A 17315-nucleotide genomic window follows, 5' to 3' on the forward strand; every position below is an offset into this window, starting at 1 on the left:
TATACCCTTAACACATAAAATACGTCACACAAATGAGGAAGAACGGCGTATCCGGTGATGCGTCCGGATTTCAAATCCGGGTAGGGCTGCCAGCAGTCCTGGGTAGGTTCGACTCCTATGTTCTTCCGCCACTTCATTTGTCTATCCTTTCAGTAAACCTTCATCTCGCAGTTCGCGATAGTTAAATTTCCTTTTTGTAAAACCAATCTTATCGAAATACTCCAAGATCTGAATGGCGACTTTTCGTCCTAGTTGACTAATCGTTCTAAACTCAGCTGTTTCCAGTTTTTGATGGTGTTCAATATGCTCACGGACACGATTAGCAATCGAGATCAAATAGTCGTGGCTTACATAGCGATCTTTAACAATCGCAGAGATATAGCCCAGTTGTGCCAATTTATAGCTCAGAGCACGCAATTCGTCTTCATCAAGATCACATTCATTGGCGAGATCTCTCACCCACCAAGGCGTTGAATTTTGCTGCATGATCTGGGCAATGCGCTGCCAGCTTTTTTGTTCAAGTTCTGTGAGTTGTAGCTGGTGGCTGGCAAGGTGTAACCAACCACGAGTATTGATAATGCTTTGCTGGGCTAATAACTGAGCCAAAAGCTCATTAAAAATAGCTGCAGGTTGGTTGAGTGCTGCAATGCGATAAAGACGATCTTTACCTAAGCCGATGTGGTCATTTTCTTGTTGATGGTATAACGCGAGTTTTTCAATCATGTTCTGTTGTAGTTGTACTTGATACCCAGAAGTACAAAGGAAATCACCGTACTGGGTAATATCATTTTCAACATGACTACTTGCGACTTGTTCAATGTGCTGACTTTGATGCTGCCACGTTAACTCACTGATAGATTGTGGTTTATTGGCAAGTTTAAAGGCAATAATATCTTTAAGGGAATCAAATTCTGCACGTTGGGTTAAATAAGCTAAACGCTCTGGCTTTCGCTTACCACGATTAGGTGGTAGCAAATCAATGACGACGCCACTACCAAGGTTCGTTTTTAAAGCGGGATCGCGCAGTAATAGGCGATCTTGCTCTGCTAAACATAATGGACTATCGAAGGTAATCTCAGCCAGTACATGCTCGCCTGCCTTCGCCTTATCTGTTTCAAGTAGCGCAATACGACCAGTGGTATGGGCTGCAGCATGGAAAAGTTGTACTGCTTGCCAGTGTTTAATATCGGTATTGGCAGCCAGTGTAATCGTTACGCGATTGATCACTGCGTCGGGCACAATGTTGACTAACCAGTCGCCACGGCTAAGCTCGTTCTTATCAATGTCACCAACGATATTCATCGCTACACGCTGGTTTGCTGCTGCCGTTTGCGCTGTATTTCCTTGGGCGTGTAAACCTTTTATACGGACAGTTTTTGCCTGTGTTTGACCTTGCTTAAGTTTGTTATGGCTAACAAAATTCAGGCTATCACCGACCTTTATGCTGCCACTTAATGCGGTCCCAGTAACAACCAATCCTGCACCTTTTACGTGAAAAGCACGATCAATGGCAAGACGAAAGCCTAAATCATTTTGTTGCTGTTTTTCATTGTCAGCTAAAGCGATCAAGTGAGCTTTAAGTACGTCAATACCATCACCAGTAAATGCGGAGCAATGAAATATTTTTGGCTCGGTAAAACCTTGCTGAAATAAGAGTTGAGTGAGTTGTGCTTCTAACTGCTGTTGTTGCTCTAAGGTAGTGAGATCTGATTTGGTGATCACCACTGTTAGGCTATCCATGGCCAATAAACGCAAAATGGCTAAATGCTCATAGCTTTGCGCCATCATGCCTTCATCACCCGCGACAATCAGCATAGCGTGATGGGCTGTACCGACACCGGCGAGCATGTTGGAAAGAAACTTCTCGTGACCCGGTACATCAATAAATCCGAGGGTTTCTTGTTGTTGCGTTTGCTGTGAGTGATAGGGCATAAACGCATAGCCCAAATCAATGGTTAGCCCACGTTTTTGCTCTTCTGGTAAGCGATCAGCATTGGTGCCTGTTAGGGCTTGAAGTAAATGGGTTTTACCATGATCAACATGGCCAGCGGTGGCAATTATCATAAAGTGGCGTTATTAGTTCTTTGTTATTCGTTATTGGAAAGTGAAAGTTGAGCAAGCTGAGTCATGAAATCTTGTTCATGACTGATCCCACGTAAACATAACCACAGTTTGTCATGGTGAATACGACCGATTATTGGGATCTCTCCGCTTGCTAAAAGATCCGCAAGATCATTAAGCGTGTAGGATGTTTGATTATTGTTAACACTGAAACATAACGCGACAGATTCAAGTTGTTCGGTGGGTAGCGCACCACTACCTATTTGCCCCATTGAAGGCATCACAGTTACTGTAAAGTACTGACCAACCAATTGCTGACAGTAAGGCACTAGACGTTCACCCAAATCTGTCAGCGTATCAAGGTTGCGAGTTAACATAGAGAGCGTGGGGAGATCGCAAGGTAAGCGTTCTGGATGACGGTATAAATTTAATGTTGCTTCAAGGGCAGCTAAGGTCATTTTGTCACAGCGAAGTGCACGTTTAAGTGGGTGATGTTGCAGCTGTTCAATGAGTTCAGATTTACCAGCAATGATCCCAGCTTGTGGCCCACCGAGTAATTTATCGCCAGAAAAGCTCACTAAATCAATGCCATCTTGCAGCATCTTTTGTGGCATCGGCTCGCTTGGTAGTCCGTATTGGGCTAAATCGATTAATGACCCACTGCCTAAATCGCTGATCACTGGTACTTGCATTGCGCGTCCCAATGCACAGAGTTCAGCTTCAGATACCGCGCTGGTAAAGCCTTGGATCATGTAGTTACTGGTATGAACTTTCATCAGTAACGCGGTGTTTTCATTAATCGCTTGTTGATAGTCTTTTAAGTGAGTGCGATTCGTTGCACCGACTTCAACGAGCTGACATCCTGCTTGTCGCATGACATCTGGAATGCGAAATGAGCCACCAATTTCAACTAACTCACCACGCGATACAATGACTTCTTTTCCACTGGCAAGGCTGGCTAGCATTAACAGTACCGCAGCGGCATTGTTATTCACTAAGCATGCATCTTCACAACCAATGAGCTGTTGCAGTTGTTCACTGATGGCTTGATCGCGGTGGCCTCGTTTACCTTGCTGGAGAGAATACTCTAAAGTTGATGGGAAACGCATGACCTCTGTCACCGCTTTTATTGCAGCTTCTGCTTGCAGAGAACGACCTAAATTGGTGTGTAAGATAGTACCGGTTAAGTTAAAAACACGACGTTGCCCTTTATGTTGTAAAGGCAGAGTCGATTGCGCGAGATGATGAGAAAACAGATTTATACGTGCAAGTTTCTGTTGCGATAGTGCCAGCCCGTCGCACTCATTAAGTGTCAGCCACTGAGGTAATTGTTGTTGATCTCGAATTGTCTCGCGGGCTTGATCTAATAATTGACGAACAAGCGTAGTGATGTGCTCTTTACCTAATTGATGGATCAAAGGCTGTTGTAATTCGTGATTTAAAATCAGATCAACACTGGGTAAGTGGGCATAGAGTGCTTGGGCTGTCATATCTATCTCAGTATTACTGTATTAGTGGTAAAAAGAATGGGTTAAATCCATTACGGTATAATTCGTTTTGGTTTAACTTCTGATCTAACACTAATGTCGCAAGATCGTCTGCGATAGGATCAAGGTTTGGTTGCTTTTCTAAAAATAAAATCTTGAGGTAGCTATTACAGTGACCGCAAGTTTCAGCACGTACTGCATCTTCTAGGGTTTCACTTTGTAGATGGATATTTTCACCATCCGCACATTGGGTACATTCAGCACGAAGACGATGCCACTCTGTTTCACATTGGCTGCAATGTAGGTAACGGTGACCACTGCCTTTAATCAAACTTGCCACTGGCGCACCACCACAAAGAGGGCAGAAATGCTGTTTTACATTTGGCTCGGGTTGCCACTCTAGTGCCGTGGTTTTTACAAGTAGGCTGGTGAATGTATTAATACAAGCCCATAGCAAAATAGCGAGATCAGCAGGTACACGCTCAGGCTGGTTATGCTGAAGTGCTGTGAAGTAATGGTGTAGGGTGTCGCAATCAAGATCTTGAAGTGAATCGATCACTTTTACAATGTCGTCAGATGCAACTAAACGTAATGAAGTGGTTAATTGCGCTAGCATGGCTTCTAAGATTGGAAACCAAGCTTGATCTAAAGATAGCGGCCAAGTTAAAGCATTTTCTGATGCAAAGTTAGTAACAGGTTGTGCAAAGTCTTCGGCCAATAGCGCTTGTTGTTGAACAATTTGTCCGGCTAATAGTAGGTAATCTGCCATGAAAGAGTCTTTAGCCAGTGCACGTAAACGCTCGGCACGAGCTGAAAAAATGGTTGCAGGATCACCAATAATTAACGGAGTAAAGCCATCACTTTTTTGTTTAATAATCGTATTTTTATCTAGAATTTTAACGCTCATGCTGTTTTCCAATTACAAGAATACCAACCAAAGTAAACCTTGGTTGGTATAAAAAGGTAAAAGCGGTAAGTGCAGGCTTACCGCTTTTAATCATGTTGTTAGTGTTGGTTTTTGCCGCTAGTTAGCGAACGTAGCCAACGAGGGTGGTGTTTCTTCGCCCAAGCAGGAGAAACCTTCCCTTCTAACATGCCATCGATAGAGCCTTCTACCCAGTACGCCATGTAAGCATGGATAATCAGGCTAAGAGCAAAAACAATGGCTGTGATTGAGTGAACAATCAGTGCAATGCGAACGACATCAATGCTGAAGTACGCCGCAAAGTAGGCACGCCATGCAATCAAACCGGTAACAAGAAGGATCAAACCACAAGCAATAAATTGACGTAGGATCATTTTTTGACCTGCGTTGTATTGTCCTGCTTCTGGTACGTTTTCTTCGTTCTCGGTTAAGACGTCTTTCACTTTTAGCATCCACTGGAGATCACCTTTTTCAAAGTGGTTATGGCTCCAATAGCGTGCAACTAAAAACGCAAGTCCGATTGTCATCACAATTGCGCCGAATGGGTGCAAAATACGTGCAAGTTGCGGTGAACCGTAGACATAGCTAAGGAAGTGCAATGGTGCGAATATAAAAGATAAACCAGACAATAGAGTCCAGATACCCGTTAGTGCTACTGTCCAGTGCACAACGCGATCTAAAGGCTTATGACGTAAAATTGTTTTATTCAAACTCATTTTTCATCACCTTCTTCTTCCGCAACACGGCTGCGACCAACAGTTACACGGTGAATCGCTGCTAACGCAAGCGTACCCACTAAACCTGCTGCTGCAAGTGGCTTCACATCGTCTTTCCACAATTTCACTGTTTCGCTGATCTTTGGATCTTTTGGCAGATCGTAACGTTCAGGATCAGTAATATCGTGTAGAACATAAATCACGTGTGTGCCGCCCACACCGGCTGGGTTGTAAATCCCCGCGTTCTTGTGACCTTTGGCTTGCAGTGCAGCCACTCGTTGATTAGCGTATTCAAGAATTTCTTCTCGCTCGCCAAAACGTAGTGCGCCTGTTGGACAGGTTTTAGCACATGAAGGCACTTGACCTGCCTGTAAGCGATCAAGACACAAAGTACACTTGTAAACACGGTTATCGACTGGGTTCATACGTGGAATGTCGAATGGACAACCCGCAATACAGTAACCACAACCAACACATTTTTCAGAGTTGAAATCGACAACACCGTTTTCATATTGCACGATAGCATCAGGTTCAGGACAGGCTTTTAAGCAGCCTGGATCTGAACAGTGCATACAACTGTGCTTGCTGAATAACCATTTGAACTTGTTATCTTCTTCAATTTCTTTGAAGTGGATAGTGGTCCATGTTTCAGCGGTTGTATTTGGCGGATTTTGGTAAGTACCTTCAAAGGTACCGACTTTGCCGCGCAAGTTGTTCCATTCGCTACACGCATCCATACAGCCTTTACAGCCAGTACAGCACGTTACATCGATAAGCTTTGTTACCTGAATTTGGCGTTTACGCGCATCAGGTGAAGGCGTTAGCGATGATGTCGCAGAACTACGAATAATATTCTGTGATTCCATACCCATGGCTTACTTCACCTTTTCCACGTTAACCAAGAATGCCTTGTACTCTGGCGTTTGACAGTTAGCATCACCTACACATGGCGATAGCGCATTTGCTAAGTAACCAGGTTTGGTGTCGCCTTCATAACCCCAGTGAATAGGAATACCCACAGTGTGAACGGCTTGGCCATTAACATGTAGTGGTGTAATACGCTTAGACACATACGCTTTTGCTTCAATGAAGCCACGCTTAGAGGTTACGCGAACCATGTCAGCATTCTTAATGCCACGCTCTTTTGCCAAGCCTTCGCCAATCTCAACAAATTGTTCTGGTTGTAGAACAGCGTTGAAGTGAGAGTGACTTGTCCACGTATGGAAGTGCTCCGTTAAGCGGTAAGTCGTACCCACAAATGGGAACTGCTCTTTTTGACCAAGCTGTGCAAGATCGTCTTTGAAAATACGTGCCGCTGGGTTTGATACCACATTCTTATGTAATGGGTTGGTACCAATTGGTGTTTCAAACGGTTCGTAGTGTTCAGGGAACGGACCTTCAGCCATTTTATCTAACGCAAATAGACGACCAACGCCTTCTGGTTGCATGATAAATGGACCCGCATTGCTTGATGGTGGAAGCTTAGCGTTAAAGTCAGGCACATCGGGGCCAACCCACTTGCTACCATTCCATTCAACTAAAGTACGTGACTTATCCCAAGGTGTGCCGTCAGGACGTGTTGATGCACGGTTGTACAGAACACGACGGTTAGCAGGCCAAGACCATGCCCAGTTTGGTGCTAAACCTAAACCAGATGGATCGCTGTTATCACGACGTGCAGTTTGGTTACCCGCAGGAGTCCAACTACCGGTGTACAGCCAACAACCTGCTGTAGTAGAACCATCAGCTTTTAGTTGAGCAAAGCTAGATAGCTGGTTGCCGTTAGCATCTTTACCGTTAAGTTCTTGTGCTAATTCTTTAGTGTTTGGCGCATCAGGAATTGCGTAGTTCCAATCTAGAGAAAGGATTGGATCTGGGTATGTACCACCATGTTGTTGGTACATATTACGCATCTTCATGAAGATACCCGCTAAGATCTCAGCATCACCTTTCGCTTCTCCCGGCATATCTGCCGCTTTCCAGTGCCACTGTAACCAGCGCGCTGAACTTACGATGGTGCCATCTTCTTCAGCAAAACATGCACAAGGTAAACGGAATACTTCAGTTTGGATATTCTTGGTATCCACTTCGTTTACGTTTGGTTTGTTCTGCCAGAACGTTGATGTTTCTGTCGCTAGTGGATCGATAACCACTAAGTATTTCAACTTAGATAACGCATCCAATGTTTTTTGCTTGTTGGACATAGAGCCAACAGGGTTAAAACCTTGACAGATGTAACCGTTCATTTCGCCTTTCTTCATCATGTCGAAGACGCGAAGCATGTCGTAACCCTGATCCCACTTCGGCATCATGTCGTAACCAAAGTTATTTTCTGCGGTTGCATTTTTACCGTAGAACGACTTCAGTAATGATACGAAGAAAGACGGGTAGTGTTGCCAGTAGTTAGTTTGATCTGCTTCAAGTGCCACTGGTGTGTGGTGCTTAAGGTGAGTGGCAAGATCGACATCTTTATCAGATGGCAGTTTCAAGTAGCCCGGCAGATTTTGTGCTAACAAACCAAGGTCAGTAATACCTTGGATATTTGAGTGACCACGTAGGGCGTTAACACCGCCGCCAGCCATACCCATGTTACCTAGAAGTAACTGGATCATTGCCATACAACGGATGTTTTCAGCGCCTTTTGAGTGCTGAGTCCAACCTGTTGCGTACAAAATAGTGGCAACACGGTTATCGGCAGCTGTGCTACCTAGCGCCTTACATACGTGTTCAAACATATCAACAGGCGTACCTGTGATGTTTGAAACTACATCAGGTGTGTAGCGAGATACGTGTTCTTTCAGTAAGTTCCATACACAGCGAGGATGTTGTAGGGATTCATCCTTCATTGCGTAGCCGTTATCGTCTAGCTTGTAGAACCAGCTACTACGATCGTACTGACGTTTCTCTGCGTCATAACCTGAGAACAGACCATCATGGAATGCGTAATCATCACGTACGATAAAGCTAGCGTTAGTGTAGGCTTTTACATATTCGTGATTTACTTGGCTGCTTGCGATCAGGTAACGAATAGCACCTAATAGGAAGGCAATATCAGCACCAGAACGGATTGGTGCATAGTGATCTGCCACTGCTGCAGTACGCGTGAAACGTGGATCAACCACAATGATTTCAGCGTTATTGGTTTTTTGAGCTTCAATTGCCCAGCGGAAGCCTACAGGGTGTGCTTCTGCTGCGTTGCCGCCCATTACAAGGATTACGTTGGCATTTTTAATGTCAACCCAGTTGTTGGTCATCGCACCGCGGCCAAATGTTGGAGCAAGACTTGCTACCGTTGGGCCGTGTCAAATACGCGCTTGAGTGTCAACTGGAACCATGCCCAAACCACGGGCAAATTTTTGTGTTAACCAACCATTTTCGTTGCTTTCTGCCGAAGCACATAGCATACCTGTGGTTAGCCAGCGGTTAACTGTGGTGCCTTGCTCATTTGTTTTAACAAGGTTTTCATCACGGTCTTGCTTCATTAACTTGGCAATACGGGTGAATGCTTCATCCCATGAGATACGTTGCCATTTGTCTGAACCAGGTGCGCGATATTCGGGGAATTTCAAACGTTGTTCGCTGTTAACAAAACCAGCTAGACCCGCACCTTTTGGACATAATGCACCACGACTTACTGGATGATCGGGATCACCTTCAACGTGGAATACCTTTTGTTTGATATTACCGTTTGCTGCACCAGTACTGTAAAGTAAAGTTCCGCAACCAACAGAACAGTAAGAACACGTATTACGCGTTTCTTTTGCTGCTGTTAATTTAAATTCTCGAGCTTGCGCCCAAGCTTTTTGCGGTATTGTGGCAAGGGAGGCAATAGATGTCGTAGCGACAGCTCCCGCGCACAATTTAAATAATTGACGTCTACTTATATTCAAAGTCAACTCACCTAATTATTATAAAAAGAATTGTATTACATAAGAGGTCGGCTATTATAGGCGCGAATATAATATCGTCAAATTTTTGTGTGAAATAATAAATGTCTAGTTGTTTAATTACTGATGAATATATAGAGCATCAGGAATATTCTGTTCATGAAATAATTAAATATAAGAACGGAATAAAAATAGAATGTGAAGACTTTATTGCAGAAGAAGTTCCCATTGCGCTTATTTATAATGGAATATCTCATGCAGTAATGATGGCAACCCCATCAAATCTAGAAAACTTCGCAATTGGTTTTTCATTATCTGAAAGAATTATTAACAATATTAAAGAAATAAAAAATATTGATATAAAAAGTAGTAAAGAGGGGATAGAAGTTTATATAGAATTACAAAATCGTGCTTTTATGATGCTTAAAGATCAGCGTCGACAACTGGTAGGAAGAACCGGTTGTGGGTTGTGTGGGATTGAACATTTAAAGCAAGCAATGAAGCCTGTAAATACGGTTCCTGATACGCAAAGAATGCCTATTTCTGTTATTAATCAATCTCTTAAGTTTTTGTATGAGAATCAGGAACTCGCTAACCGTACGGGGTGTACCCATGCTGCCGTATGGTTAAATGAACACGGTGAATTAGCGGCGATTTATGAAGATGTTGGCCGTCATGTGGCGCTAGATAAGTTAATAGGCGCTCGTGCAAAATATTCGCAACTTACCAAAGGTGCAATCTTAATTACCAGTCGTGCTAGTTACGAAATAGTGCAAAAGGCAACATCTGTCGGTGTGGAGATATTATTTGCAGTATCAGCACCTACAGCATTAGCGATTAATTTAGCTGAAGAATCTGGATTAACATTAATAGGTTTTTGTCGAGAAGGTAGGGCTACTATTTATACAAATAAGCATAGAATAATAAATTAAAAATATTTTATAAAATAAAAAGAATGGATTCTTTATAAGTTAAATAAGGCGTTGATAACGCTATTTTTTGATTTTATATATTTCTATGAATCAGTAATAATCATGCTAAATAAGTAAAAATAACAAATACTGACTTAAATAAACCAATAGCACTCTATATTTTTATTTGTATAAGAGAATCATTCTTATTTAATTTGTTAATTATAGATTATATATAAATATTGTTATAACCGTGAATTATAAACGATTAACAGCATGATTTTATTGGAGTCATTAAAACGCATAGGCTATGATTTGTTTGTTTATCATAATTAGGAATCAGTTGTGTTAGGGAAAATATTAACAGGGTTGTTACTTGTAGCTTCAAGTGCGAGCGTGATGGCAACACCATGGGAAAAAGTAAAAACACCAACATCAGGTGAATCAATGTCTATTGGCTCATACTCGAATGGGTGTTTAGCAGGCGCGGAAGCACTGCCACTGGAAGGTGATGGTTATCAAGTGATCCGCGCTGAACGCGGTCGTTACTATGGTAACCCTGAGACAATCACTTTCTTAAAAGAGCTAATGAAAACCGCACAGCAACTGAAAATTGGTAATGTGCTGGTGGGAGATATTGCGATGCCTCGTGGCGGACGTTTTTCGTCTGGTCACGCGAGCCACCAAACAGGCTTGGATGCGGATATTTGGTTACGTATTCCGGAAAAACCGTTATCACAGAAAGATCTAAAAACAGTTTCAGCTCTGCCTATGGTCGATGTAAAAAATTACAAAATCATCGAAAAGAACTGGAGCAGTAAACAAGCTCATTTGATCCAGCTTGCGGCAAGTGATGATCGTGTAGCCCGTATATTCGTTCATCCTGTGATCAAAGAGCAGCTTTGTAAAACGGAATGGAAAGATCGTGATTGGTTACGTAAAGTCCGTCCTTGGTTTGGTCATTACTACCATTTCCATGTCCGTTTAAACTGTCCTGAAGGCAGTACTTACTGTGAGCCACAAACCCCACCACCACCAGGTGATGGCTGTGGTAAAGAGTTAGCCTCATGGTCACCAGATTTTAAAAAGCCTGAGCCAAGCAAACCGGCGGTTAAGCCAAAACCAAAACCGAAGCCAGTGTTACCTGCTCAGTGTAAGGTGCTTCTTAATAGTTAATCTTGCTAAATTAACTGTGTATAGGTACAAAAAAAGCGCCGAAAGGCGCTTTTTTATTGTCTGATGGTTGGCTCGAATAAGAACTAAGCAAGACCTTGTAAGGTAACAAACTTTTCTAACAGTTCATCGTCAGATTCAACGTGATCAGGATCGGTAATAATGCAGTTGGTGATTGGACAAACCGACTGACAGGTCGGCTTGTCGTAATGCCCTTTACATTCAGTACAGCGATCTGGGTTTATTTCATAGATGCTATCACCCATGGTGATTGCCTCGTTAGGGCATTCAGGATCACACATGTCGCAGTTAATGCATTTGCTTGTAATGAGCAGTGCCATAGTGCTTATTTACCGTCTTTAGGAGCGTGAGGGTTACGTGTATCTTCGCCATTACCCAAGTTACGCATTAACAGACCAAAATCAAGATCCATATCTGCAGGTACAGGGATAAATACGAAGTGACCATTACCTTTCGCGTCATCAATTACTTCAGACTTACGGTTTTCCATTGTCTCAAGGTTGAAGATAACGTTACCTTTTGGTGTCATTACTTCAAGGCTATCACCAACAACGAATTTGTTCTTCACTTCAACTTCAGCAAGATCGCCACGGCGTTTACCTGTGAACTCACCAACAAATTGTTGAGAATCAGAAATTGAGTAACCGTAGTCATAGTTTTGGTACGTGTCATGGGTGTGACGACGTAGGAAACCTTCAGTGTAACCACGGTGCGCTAAGCTTTCTAATGTGCCTAGTAGTGATTCATCAAATGGTTTACCTGCAACGGCATCATCAATCGCTTTACGGTAAACTTGCGCAGTACGAGCACAGTAGTAGAACGACTTAGTACGACCTTCAATCTTCAGTGAGTGAACACCCATCTTAGTTAGACGCTCAACGTGTTGAACAGCACGAAGATCTTTTGAGTTCATGATGTAAGTACCATGCTCATCTTCAAACGCCGCCATTTTTTCTTCAGGACGGTGAGATTCGCTTAGTAGCACAACATCATCAATTGGTTTACCTAGACCTAGTGTATTATCAGGACGCTCTTCAACGTCTTGTGTTTGCACTGCGTCTTGAATTTCAACGATTTGACCCGCATCGTTTTCAGTCGCTTTCTCTGTTTTATATTCCCAACGGCAAGCATTTGTACATGTGCCTTGGTTTGGATCGCGCTTGTTGATGTAACCAGAAAGTAGGCAACGACCAGAGTAAGCCATGCAAAGAGCACCGTGAACGAAGATTTCTAGTTCAGTGTCAGGGCAATGCTCACGAATTTCTTCGATTTCTTCTAGTGATAACTCACGAGATAGAATGACACGCTCAACACCTTGGCTAGCCCAGAATTTCACTGTTGCCCAGTTAACTGCGTTGGCTTGAACTGATAGGTGAATAACAACCTCAGGGAATGCTTCACGAACCATCATAATAAGACCTGGATCTGACATGATAAGTGCGTCAGGGCCCATTTCTACGATTGGTTTAAGATCGCGAATGAAGGTTTTTAGCTTTGAGTTATGCGGTTGAATATTACATACCACATACAGCTTTTTACCTTGAGCATGTGCTTCATCAATACCAATCTTTAGGTTTTCGTGGTTGAACTCGTTGTTACGAACACGAAGACTGTAGCGAGGTTGACCTGCATAAACGGCATCAGCGCCGTAGGCAAATGCGTAACGCATGTTTTTAAGGCTGCCTGCAGGTGAAAGTAATTCTGGTTTAAACATTGCTCTATATTCTCTTATTCTGATTCCAGATCAGTTCGTATCACCTAGTGATACAAAGTTAAGGCGGGATTTTACGTTTTTCGTGACCTAAGTGCCACTTTTCTCATTGAGTTTTTTCTTTTTTGCAATAATTACATTCTGTAAAATCGTTTTTAAGACGAGGCGTAAACAATCTGATCATGATGAAATTACAGATAAATAGTTGCTGCTATTAGATTTACCTCATAATCTACGTCTATCACATTTTATTTTCTTCATCTCATCGTCAGGACAGACTAATGACAACCAAACCGAAACACCGTCCCACATTAAATGATGTTGCAAAACAGGTGGGAGTAACAAAAATGACGGTGAGTCGTTATTTGCGTGATCCTAGCTCTGTGGCTGAAAGTACACGAGAAAAAATCGCTTTAGTGGTGGAAGAGCTAGGTTATGTCGCCAGTCGTGCGCCTGATATTTTATCGAACCGTAACAGTAAGGCGATTGGGATCTTACTGCCATCGTTATCTAACCAAGTATTTGCTTCTTTATTACAAGGGATTGAATCGGTAACCAAAAAAGAAGGTTATCAAACCCTGATCACCCACTATGGCTACAGTGCGGAAGAGGAAGAAGAGAAGATTGCTTCGTTATTGTCTTACCATGTTGATGGTTTGATTTTGACTGAAAGTATTCACAGCGAACGCAGTTATAAGATGATCAATGCTGCGGCTATTCCTGTGGTAGAAACGATTGATTTGCCTGAACACCCAATTGATATGGCGGTAGGGCTGGATCACCAACAGGCGGCATTTGATTTAGTCTCTAAGATGATTGAATACGGACGCTGCAATATTGTTTATTTCGCTGCGCGATTAGATCGCCGTACCCAATTGCGTTGTGATGGTTATATTCAAGCGATGGAAGTAAAAGGACTAACGCCACGTATTGTCTCGACAGAAGAGCACTCGAGCTTTACCCAAGGACGAGAATTAATGCGTCAAGCTCTCGCGCAACACCCAGAGTTAGATGCTGTATTTTGTACCAATGATGACTTAGCGATTGGCGCTATGATGCATTGCCAAGAGCACAATGTTGCCATTCCAAGTCAGGTAGCCATTGCAGGTTATAATGCCTTAGATATTGGTAAAGCGATTTCACCGACGCTTGCGAGTGTGAATACACCGCGTGAAGAAATTGGTGCTGCAGCAGCGACATTATTATTGAAGAAATTAGCAGGAAAAAAAGTGGCTAATCCTATTCAAGATATTGGTTATAGCTTGTACTTAGGCGATAGCTTAGGAAAGCCCAAAGTAGAAAGTAAGTAATAAAAAACAGCGCACGAGAGTATCGTGCGCTGCCTGCATTTATTCATCAATCTTTATTTACTAATCACTGATTGATTTAGCATTACGCTAATAGCGCTACCGCCTCTTGAGAAAGTTTGGTGATTTCTTCCCACTGACCATTATCAATCAAATCTTTAGGTAGCATCCAAGACCCCCCAACGGTAGCAACACATTTTACCGCTTTGTACTGATCAACGTTTGCTGGGCTAATGCCGCCTGTTGGGCAGAATTGTACTTGTGGTAATGGCGCAGCAATAGCGGCGAGAGCTTTAGCACCACCATTCGCTTCTGCTGGGAAGAATTTTAATTGCTGATAGCCAAGCTCTAACGCCTGCATGATTTCTGATGGCGTGCTCACACCTGGAATTAAAGGTGCGGTGCCAGATTTTGCATAGTTAAGTAGCTTAGGTGTCATTCCTGGAGAAATCACAAATTTTGCGCCAGCTTCAACTGCAGCGTCATACTGCTCGCAGGTAAGTACCGTTCCAGCGCCCACCATCGCATCAGGCATCGCTTCCGCAATCGCACGAATTGCATCAAGAGCAACAGGTGTACGCAGGGTAATTTCAAATACCGTGATACCACCATTTTTTAGTGCTTGTGCCATTGGAACGGCGTCTTCTACGCGTTCAATGATCATTACAGGGACTACAGGCGATGCGGCAAACACATCTTGTGGATTAACTTGCCAAGTATTCATGTTTTTCTTCCTATCCAATAACTTAAAAAATAGTGGCACCAGTATCGGCACTTGACACTTGCTTGCGTAAATTGGCGAATAAATTACGACCAAAGGTAAATGCAGGTATATCGTTTTCAATCGGTGCGCTACGAGCTGTAAGATCAGCGTTAACCGTTAGCTCACCTGTGATCGCATTTAATTCCACCATATCGCCGTCTCTAATTAAACCTATAGCACCACCACGTAGTGCTTCTGGCGTAATATGGATTGCAGCAGGAATTTTGCCTGATGCTCCTGATAAGCGACCGTCGGTAACTAATGCGACTTGATATCCTTTCTTTTGGATATTACCTAAAATTGGCATTAATTTGTGAAGTTCAGGCATACCATTTGCTGCAGGTCCGTTATGGGTCACAACAATAATCGCATCTTGATCTAACAACCCTTGTTTATAGGCTTTTTCAACCTCGTTTTGGCAACGGAATACTTTCGCTGGTGCTGTAATATGTTGATGCTGTTTTGCAACCGCAGACACTTTAATCACCGATGTACCAATATTTCCCTTTAATACTTTTAAGCCACCTGTCGGGTTAAAAGTGATCTCAGGTGTACAAATAACATCACTATCTGTTGAGTCAGCACAAGGCGACCATACCAGTTTGCCATCTTGTAAGCTTGGTGTGGTCATTTGATCTGTAAATTCACCAAACGCCGTTTTCACATTGGTATTGAGTAGCCCACGTTGGTGCAATGTTTTCATTAAGGTTGGTACGCCACCGGCTTGCTGGAAAGCATTAATATCAGCAGGCCCATTCGGGTACATGCGCACCAATAAAGGAACCACATCAGATAAATCACTAATGTCATCCCACGTTAAAATAATGCCCGCACTACGAGCAATCGCTACCATATGTAAGCTATGGTTAGTACTGCCACCTGAGGCTAACCATGCCACTAAACCATTTACCAAACTTTCTGCCGTCATTACTTGATAAAGAGGGCGGTATTGGCTTGATTGCTGATTTGCTGCCGCAGCAATACGACAAGCGGTTTCTTCGGTTAATACTTTTCGTAGTTCGCTTGTCGGTGGCACAAACGCCGAGCCCGGTAGCATTAAGCCCATTGCTTCTAAAATAAGTTGGTTAGTATTCGCTGTGCCATAAAACGTACAGGTACCCGGTGAGTGGTATGCCTGACATTCCATGGTTAATAGCGCAGTAGAATCGACTTCACCTGCGGCATATTGTTGACGAACATTAACCTTTTCATCATTGCTTATGCCTGTTCCCATTGGCCCTACTGGCACGAATGCTGTTGGAAGATGCGCAAAAGATAATGCACCGATCAATTGTCCCGGGGCGATTTTGTCGCAGATGCTTAACAATAATGTTGCATCAAAAGCGTTATGACTTAAGGTAATTGCTGTTGCTTGGGCGACAATATCACGAGAAAACAGCGACATTTCCATGCCCGGTTGACCTTGAGTAATACCGTCGCACATTGCTGGAACACAACCAGCCACTTGGCTAGTATGGCCGTATTCCGCCAGCGCTTTTGCAATAATGTCTGGGTAATATTTATAAGGCTGGTGAGCACTTAGCATGTCATTGTAGCCACTGACGATAGCAATGTTGGCATGCAGAAAATCTAAAATCGCTGATTTTTCTTGGGCGCAATTAGCGGCAACAACGTGAGCTAAATTACCGCAAGAAAGTTGGCTACGCCCTTTACCCGCTTGTTCCATTTCCTTGATCATAGCTAACCATTGCGGATAACTTTCAGCACTTCTTGCTTTAATACGCTCGGTCACGGCTGAAATAATCGGATTCATAGATTTGCCTCACGTAATTGCTGAACAGCATCTTCAATAATTTCGTTAATAGAACCATCGATAGAGACAGTGAATACATCCATCTCATCAACAGGACGCTCAAGAGTTTCAAGTTGGCTAGTTAACATGGTGTCACGCATAAAATGACCTTTACGGGCACGCATTCGTTCAAGGATCAATTCACGATCGCCATCTAAGAAGATAAACGAAACGTTTTTATTGCCTTCACGGATCTGATCGCGGTATTTCTTTTTTAAGGCTGAACAAACAATGATCCCAACTTCGTTTTTATTCTCGATGCTATAAGCGGCATCACGAATACGCTCTAACCAAGGTTCACGATCGGTATCGTTCAATGGTGTGCCACTGGCCATCTTTTGGATGTTGGCTCTTGGGTGTAAATCATCACCATCGATGAACTTTGCATTTAAGCTGTGGGCGATACCTTCACCAATCGTAGATTTCCCGCAACCACATACCCCCATTACAATTATGCTTTGACCTGCCATTTTTTAACCTCTATCTCACTTTTGAACATCAGTTGTTCTATTTTCTTGTAAGCTACCATGTTACGGGTAA

14 protein-coding genes and 1 tRNA gene are annotated in these 17315 nt (G+C 43.0%); 4 read left to right on the forward strand and 11 right to left on the reverse strand.

What is annotated here, in order from left to right; all coding sequences use genetic code 11:
• Positions 1–36: 36 nt before the first annotated feature.
• Positions 37–131 (forward strand) — tRNA-Sec (locus BTO08_RS01325).
• 10 nt (positions 132–141) lie between these two features.
• On the opposite strand, the gene selB is transcribed toward BTO08_RS01325, so the two are convergent.
• The 6 genes from selB to fdnG form a co-directional block, all read right to left on the reverse strand.
• Complete coding sequence (gene selB, locus BTO08_RS01330; protein ID WP_105059581.1) at positions 142–2064, reverse strand: selenocysteine-specific translation elongation factor; 1923 nt, start codon at positions 2062–2064, stop codon at positions 142–144.
• A 23-nt stretch (positions 2065–2087) separates the two neighbouring features.
• Positions 2088–3551 carry an L-seryl-tRNA(Sec) selenium transferase gene (gene selA / locus BTO08_RS01335; RefSeq protein ID WP_105059582.1) on the reverse strand — a complete coding sequence of 488 codons (1464 nt, stop codon included), beginning with the start codon at positions 3549–3551 and terminating at the stop codon, positions 2088–2090.
• A gap of 13 nt (positions 3552–3564) precedes the next feature.
• Positions 3565–4455, reverse strand: coding sequence for a formate dehydrogenase accessory protein FdhE (gene fdhE, locus BTO08_RS01340; protein ID WP_105059583.1), 891 nt, complete (start codon positions 4453–4455; stop codon positions 3565–3567).
• 98 nt (positions 4456–4553) lie between these two features.
• Positions 4554–5189 (reverse strand): formate dehydrogenase subunit gamma, encoded by a 636-nt coding sequence (locus BTO08_RS01345; protein WP_105059584.1) that lies wholly within the window; start codon positions 5187–5189, stop codon positions 4554–4556.
• On the reverse strand, positions 5186–6061 hold the full coding sequence (gene fdxH, locus BTO08_RS01350) for a formate dehydrogenase subunit beta (protein ID WP_005369414.1): 876 nt from the start codon (positions 6059–6061) through the stop codon (positions 5186–5188). The genes BTO08_RS01345 and fdxH overlap by 4 nt, the downstream gene beginning before the upstream one ends.
• A gap of 3 nt (positions 6062–6064) precedes the next feature.
• Complete coding sequence (fdnG, locus tag BTO08_RS01355) at positions 6065–9079, reverse strand: formate dehydrogenase-N subunit alpha (protein ID WP_146108430.1); 3015 nt, start codon at positions 9077–9079, stop codon at positions 6065–6067.
• Between the two features lie 101 nt (positions 9080–9180).
• Between fdnG and fdhD the strand changes: the two genes are divergently transcribed.
• Both fdhD and mepA read left to right on the forward strand, forming a co-directional pair.
• Positions 9181–10008 carry a formate dehydrogenase accessory sulfurtransferase FdhD gene (gene fdhD, locus BTO08_RS01365; RefSeq protein ID WP_105059586.1) on the forward strand — a complete coding sequence of 276 codons (828 nt, stop codon included), beginning with the start codon at positions 9181–9183 and terminating at the stop codon, positions 10006–10008.
• Positions 10009–10332: 324 nt separating this feature from the next.
• Entirely contained in the window at positions 10333–11163 is an 831-nt protein-coding gene (mepA, locus tag BTO08_RS01370) for a penicillin-insensitive murein endopeptidase (protein WP_105059587.1), read from the forward strand.
• 83 nt (positions 11164–11246) lie between these two features.
• Here mepA and BTO08_RS01375 read toward each other — a convergent pair whose 3' ends face one another.
• Positions 11247–11501, reverse strand: coding sequence for a YfhL family 4Fe-4S dicluster ferredoxin (locus tag BTO08_RS01375; RefSeq protein ID WP_005369403.1), 255 nt, complete (start codon positions 11499–11501; stop codon positions 11247–11249).
• 5 nt (positions 11502–11506) lie between these two features.
• Positions 11507–12895 carry a tRNA 5-hydroxyuridine modification protein YegQ gene (gene yegQ / locus BTO08_RS01380; protein ID WP_045084309.1) on the reverse strand — a complete coding sequence of 463 codons (1389 nt, stop codon included), beginning with the start codon at positions 12893–12895 and terminating at the stop codon, positions 11507–11509.
• Between the two features lie 278 nt (positions 12896–13173).
• Between yegQ and BTO08_RS01385 the strand changes: the two genes are divergently transcribed.
• Positions 13174–14202 (forward strand): substrate-binding domain-containing protein, encoded by a 1029-nt coding sequence (locus BTO08_RS01385; protein WP_105059588.1) that lies wholly within the window; start codon positions 13174–13176, stop codon positions 14200–14202.
• Positions 14203–14284: 82 nt separating this feature from the next.
• Here the strand turns inward: BTO08_RS01385 and BTO08_RS01390 are convergent, their stop codons facing one another.
• From BTO08_RS01390 to BTO08_RS01400, 3 genes are read right to left on the reverse strand one after another with little or no spacing between them, the layout of a single operon-like run.
• Positions 14285–14923 carry a bifunctional 4-hydroxy-2-oxoglutarate aldolase/2-dehydro-3-deoxy-phosphogluconate aldolase gene (locus tag BTO08_RS01390; RefSeq protein ID WP_105059589.1) on the reverse strand — a complete coding sequence of 213 codons (639 nt, stop codon included), beginning with the start codon at positions 14921–14923 and terminating at the stop codon, positions 14285–14287.
• A 22-nt stretch (positions 14924–14945) separates the two neighbouring features.
• Complete coding sequence (gene edd / locus BTO08_RS01395) at positions 14946–16736, reverse strand: phosphogluconate dehydratase (protein WP_105059590.1); 1791 nt, start codon at positions 16734–16736, stop codon at positions 14946–14948.
• A complete protein-coding gene (locus tag BTO08_RS01400; protein WP_005369391.1) occupies positions 16733–17245 on the reverse strand; it encodes a gluconokinase in 513 nt (170 codons plus the stop codon). Before BTO08_RS01400 ends, edd begins: the two co-directional genes overlap by 4 nt.
• Between the last annotated feature and the right edge of the window lie 70 nt (positions 17246–17315).

It is taken from the genome of Photobacterium angustum, assembly GCF_002954615.1.
Lineage (GTDB): Bacteria > Pseudomonadota > Gammaproteobacteria > Enterobacterales > Vibrionaceae > Photobacterium > Photobacterium angustum_A.

Coding starts and splice junctions, on each gene's coding strand:
- selB (WP_105059581.1), bottom strand. CDS start 2,064: ATGATAATTGCCACCGCTGGCCATGTTGATCATGGTAAAACCCATTTA.
- selA (WP_105059582.1), bottom strand. CDS start 3,551: ATGACAGCCCAAGCACTCTATGCCCACTTACCCAGTGTTGATCTGATT.
- fdhE (WP_105059583.1), bottom strand. CDS start 4,455: ATGAGCGTTAAAATTCTAGATAAAAATACGATTATTAAACAAAAAAGT.
- BTO08_RS01345 (WP_105059584.1), bottom strand. CDS start 5,189: ATGAGTTTGAATAAAACAATTTTACGTCATAAGCCTTTAGATCGCGTT.
- fdxH (WP_005369414.1), bottom strand. CDS start 6,061: ATGGGTATGGAATCACAGAATATTATTCGTAGTTCTGCGACATCATCG.
- fdhD (WP_105059586.1), top strand. CDS start 9,181: ATGTCTAGTTGTTTAATTACTGATGAATATATAGAGCATCAGGAATAT.
- BTO08_RS01375 (WP_005369403.1), bottom strand. CDS start 11,501: ATGGCACTGCTCATTACAAGCAAATGCATTAACTGCGACATGTGTGAT.
- yegQ (WP_045084309.1), bottom strand. CDS start 12,895: ATGTTTAAACCAGAATTACTTTCACCTGCAGGCAGCCTTAAAAACATG.
- BTO08_RS01385 (WP_105059588.1), top strand. CDS start 13,174: ATGACAACCAAACCGAAACACCGTCCCACATTAAATGATGTTGCAAAA.
- BTO08_RS01390 (WP_105059589.1), bottom strand. CDS start 14,923: ATGAATACTTGGCAAGTTAATCCACAAGATGTGTTTGCCGCATCGCCT.
- edd (WP_105059590.1), bottom strand. CDS start 16,736: ATGAATCCGATTATTTCAGCCGTGACCGAGCGTATTAAAGCAAGAAGT.
- BTO08_RS01400 (WP_005369391.1), bottom strand. CDS start 17,245: ATGGCAGGTCAAAGCATAATTGTAATGGGGGTATGTGGTTGCGGGAAA.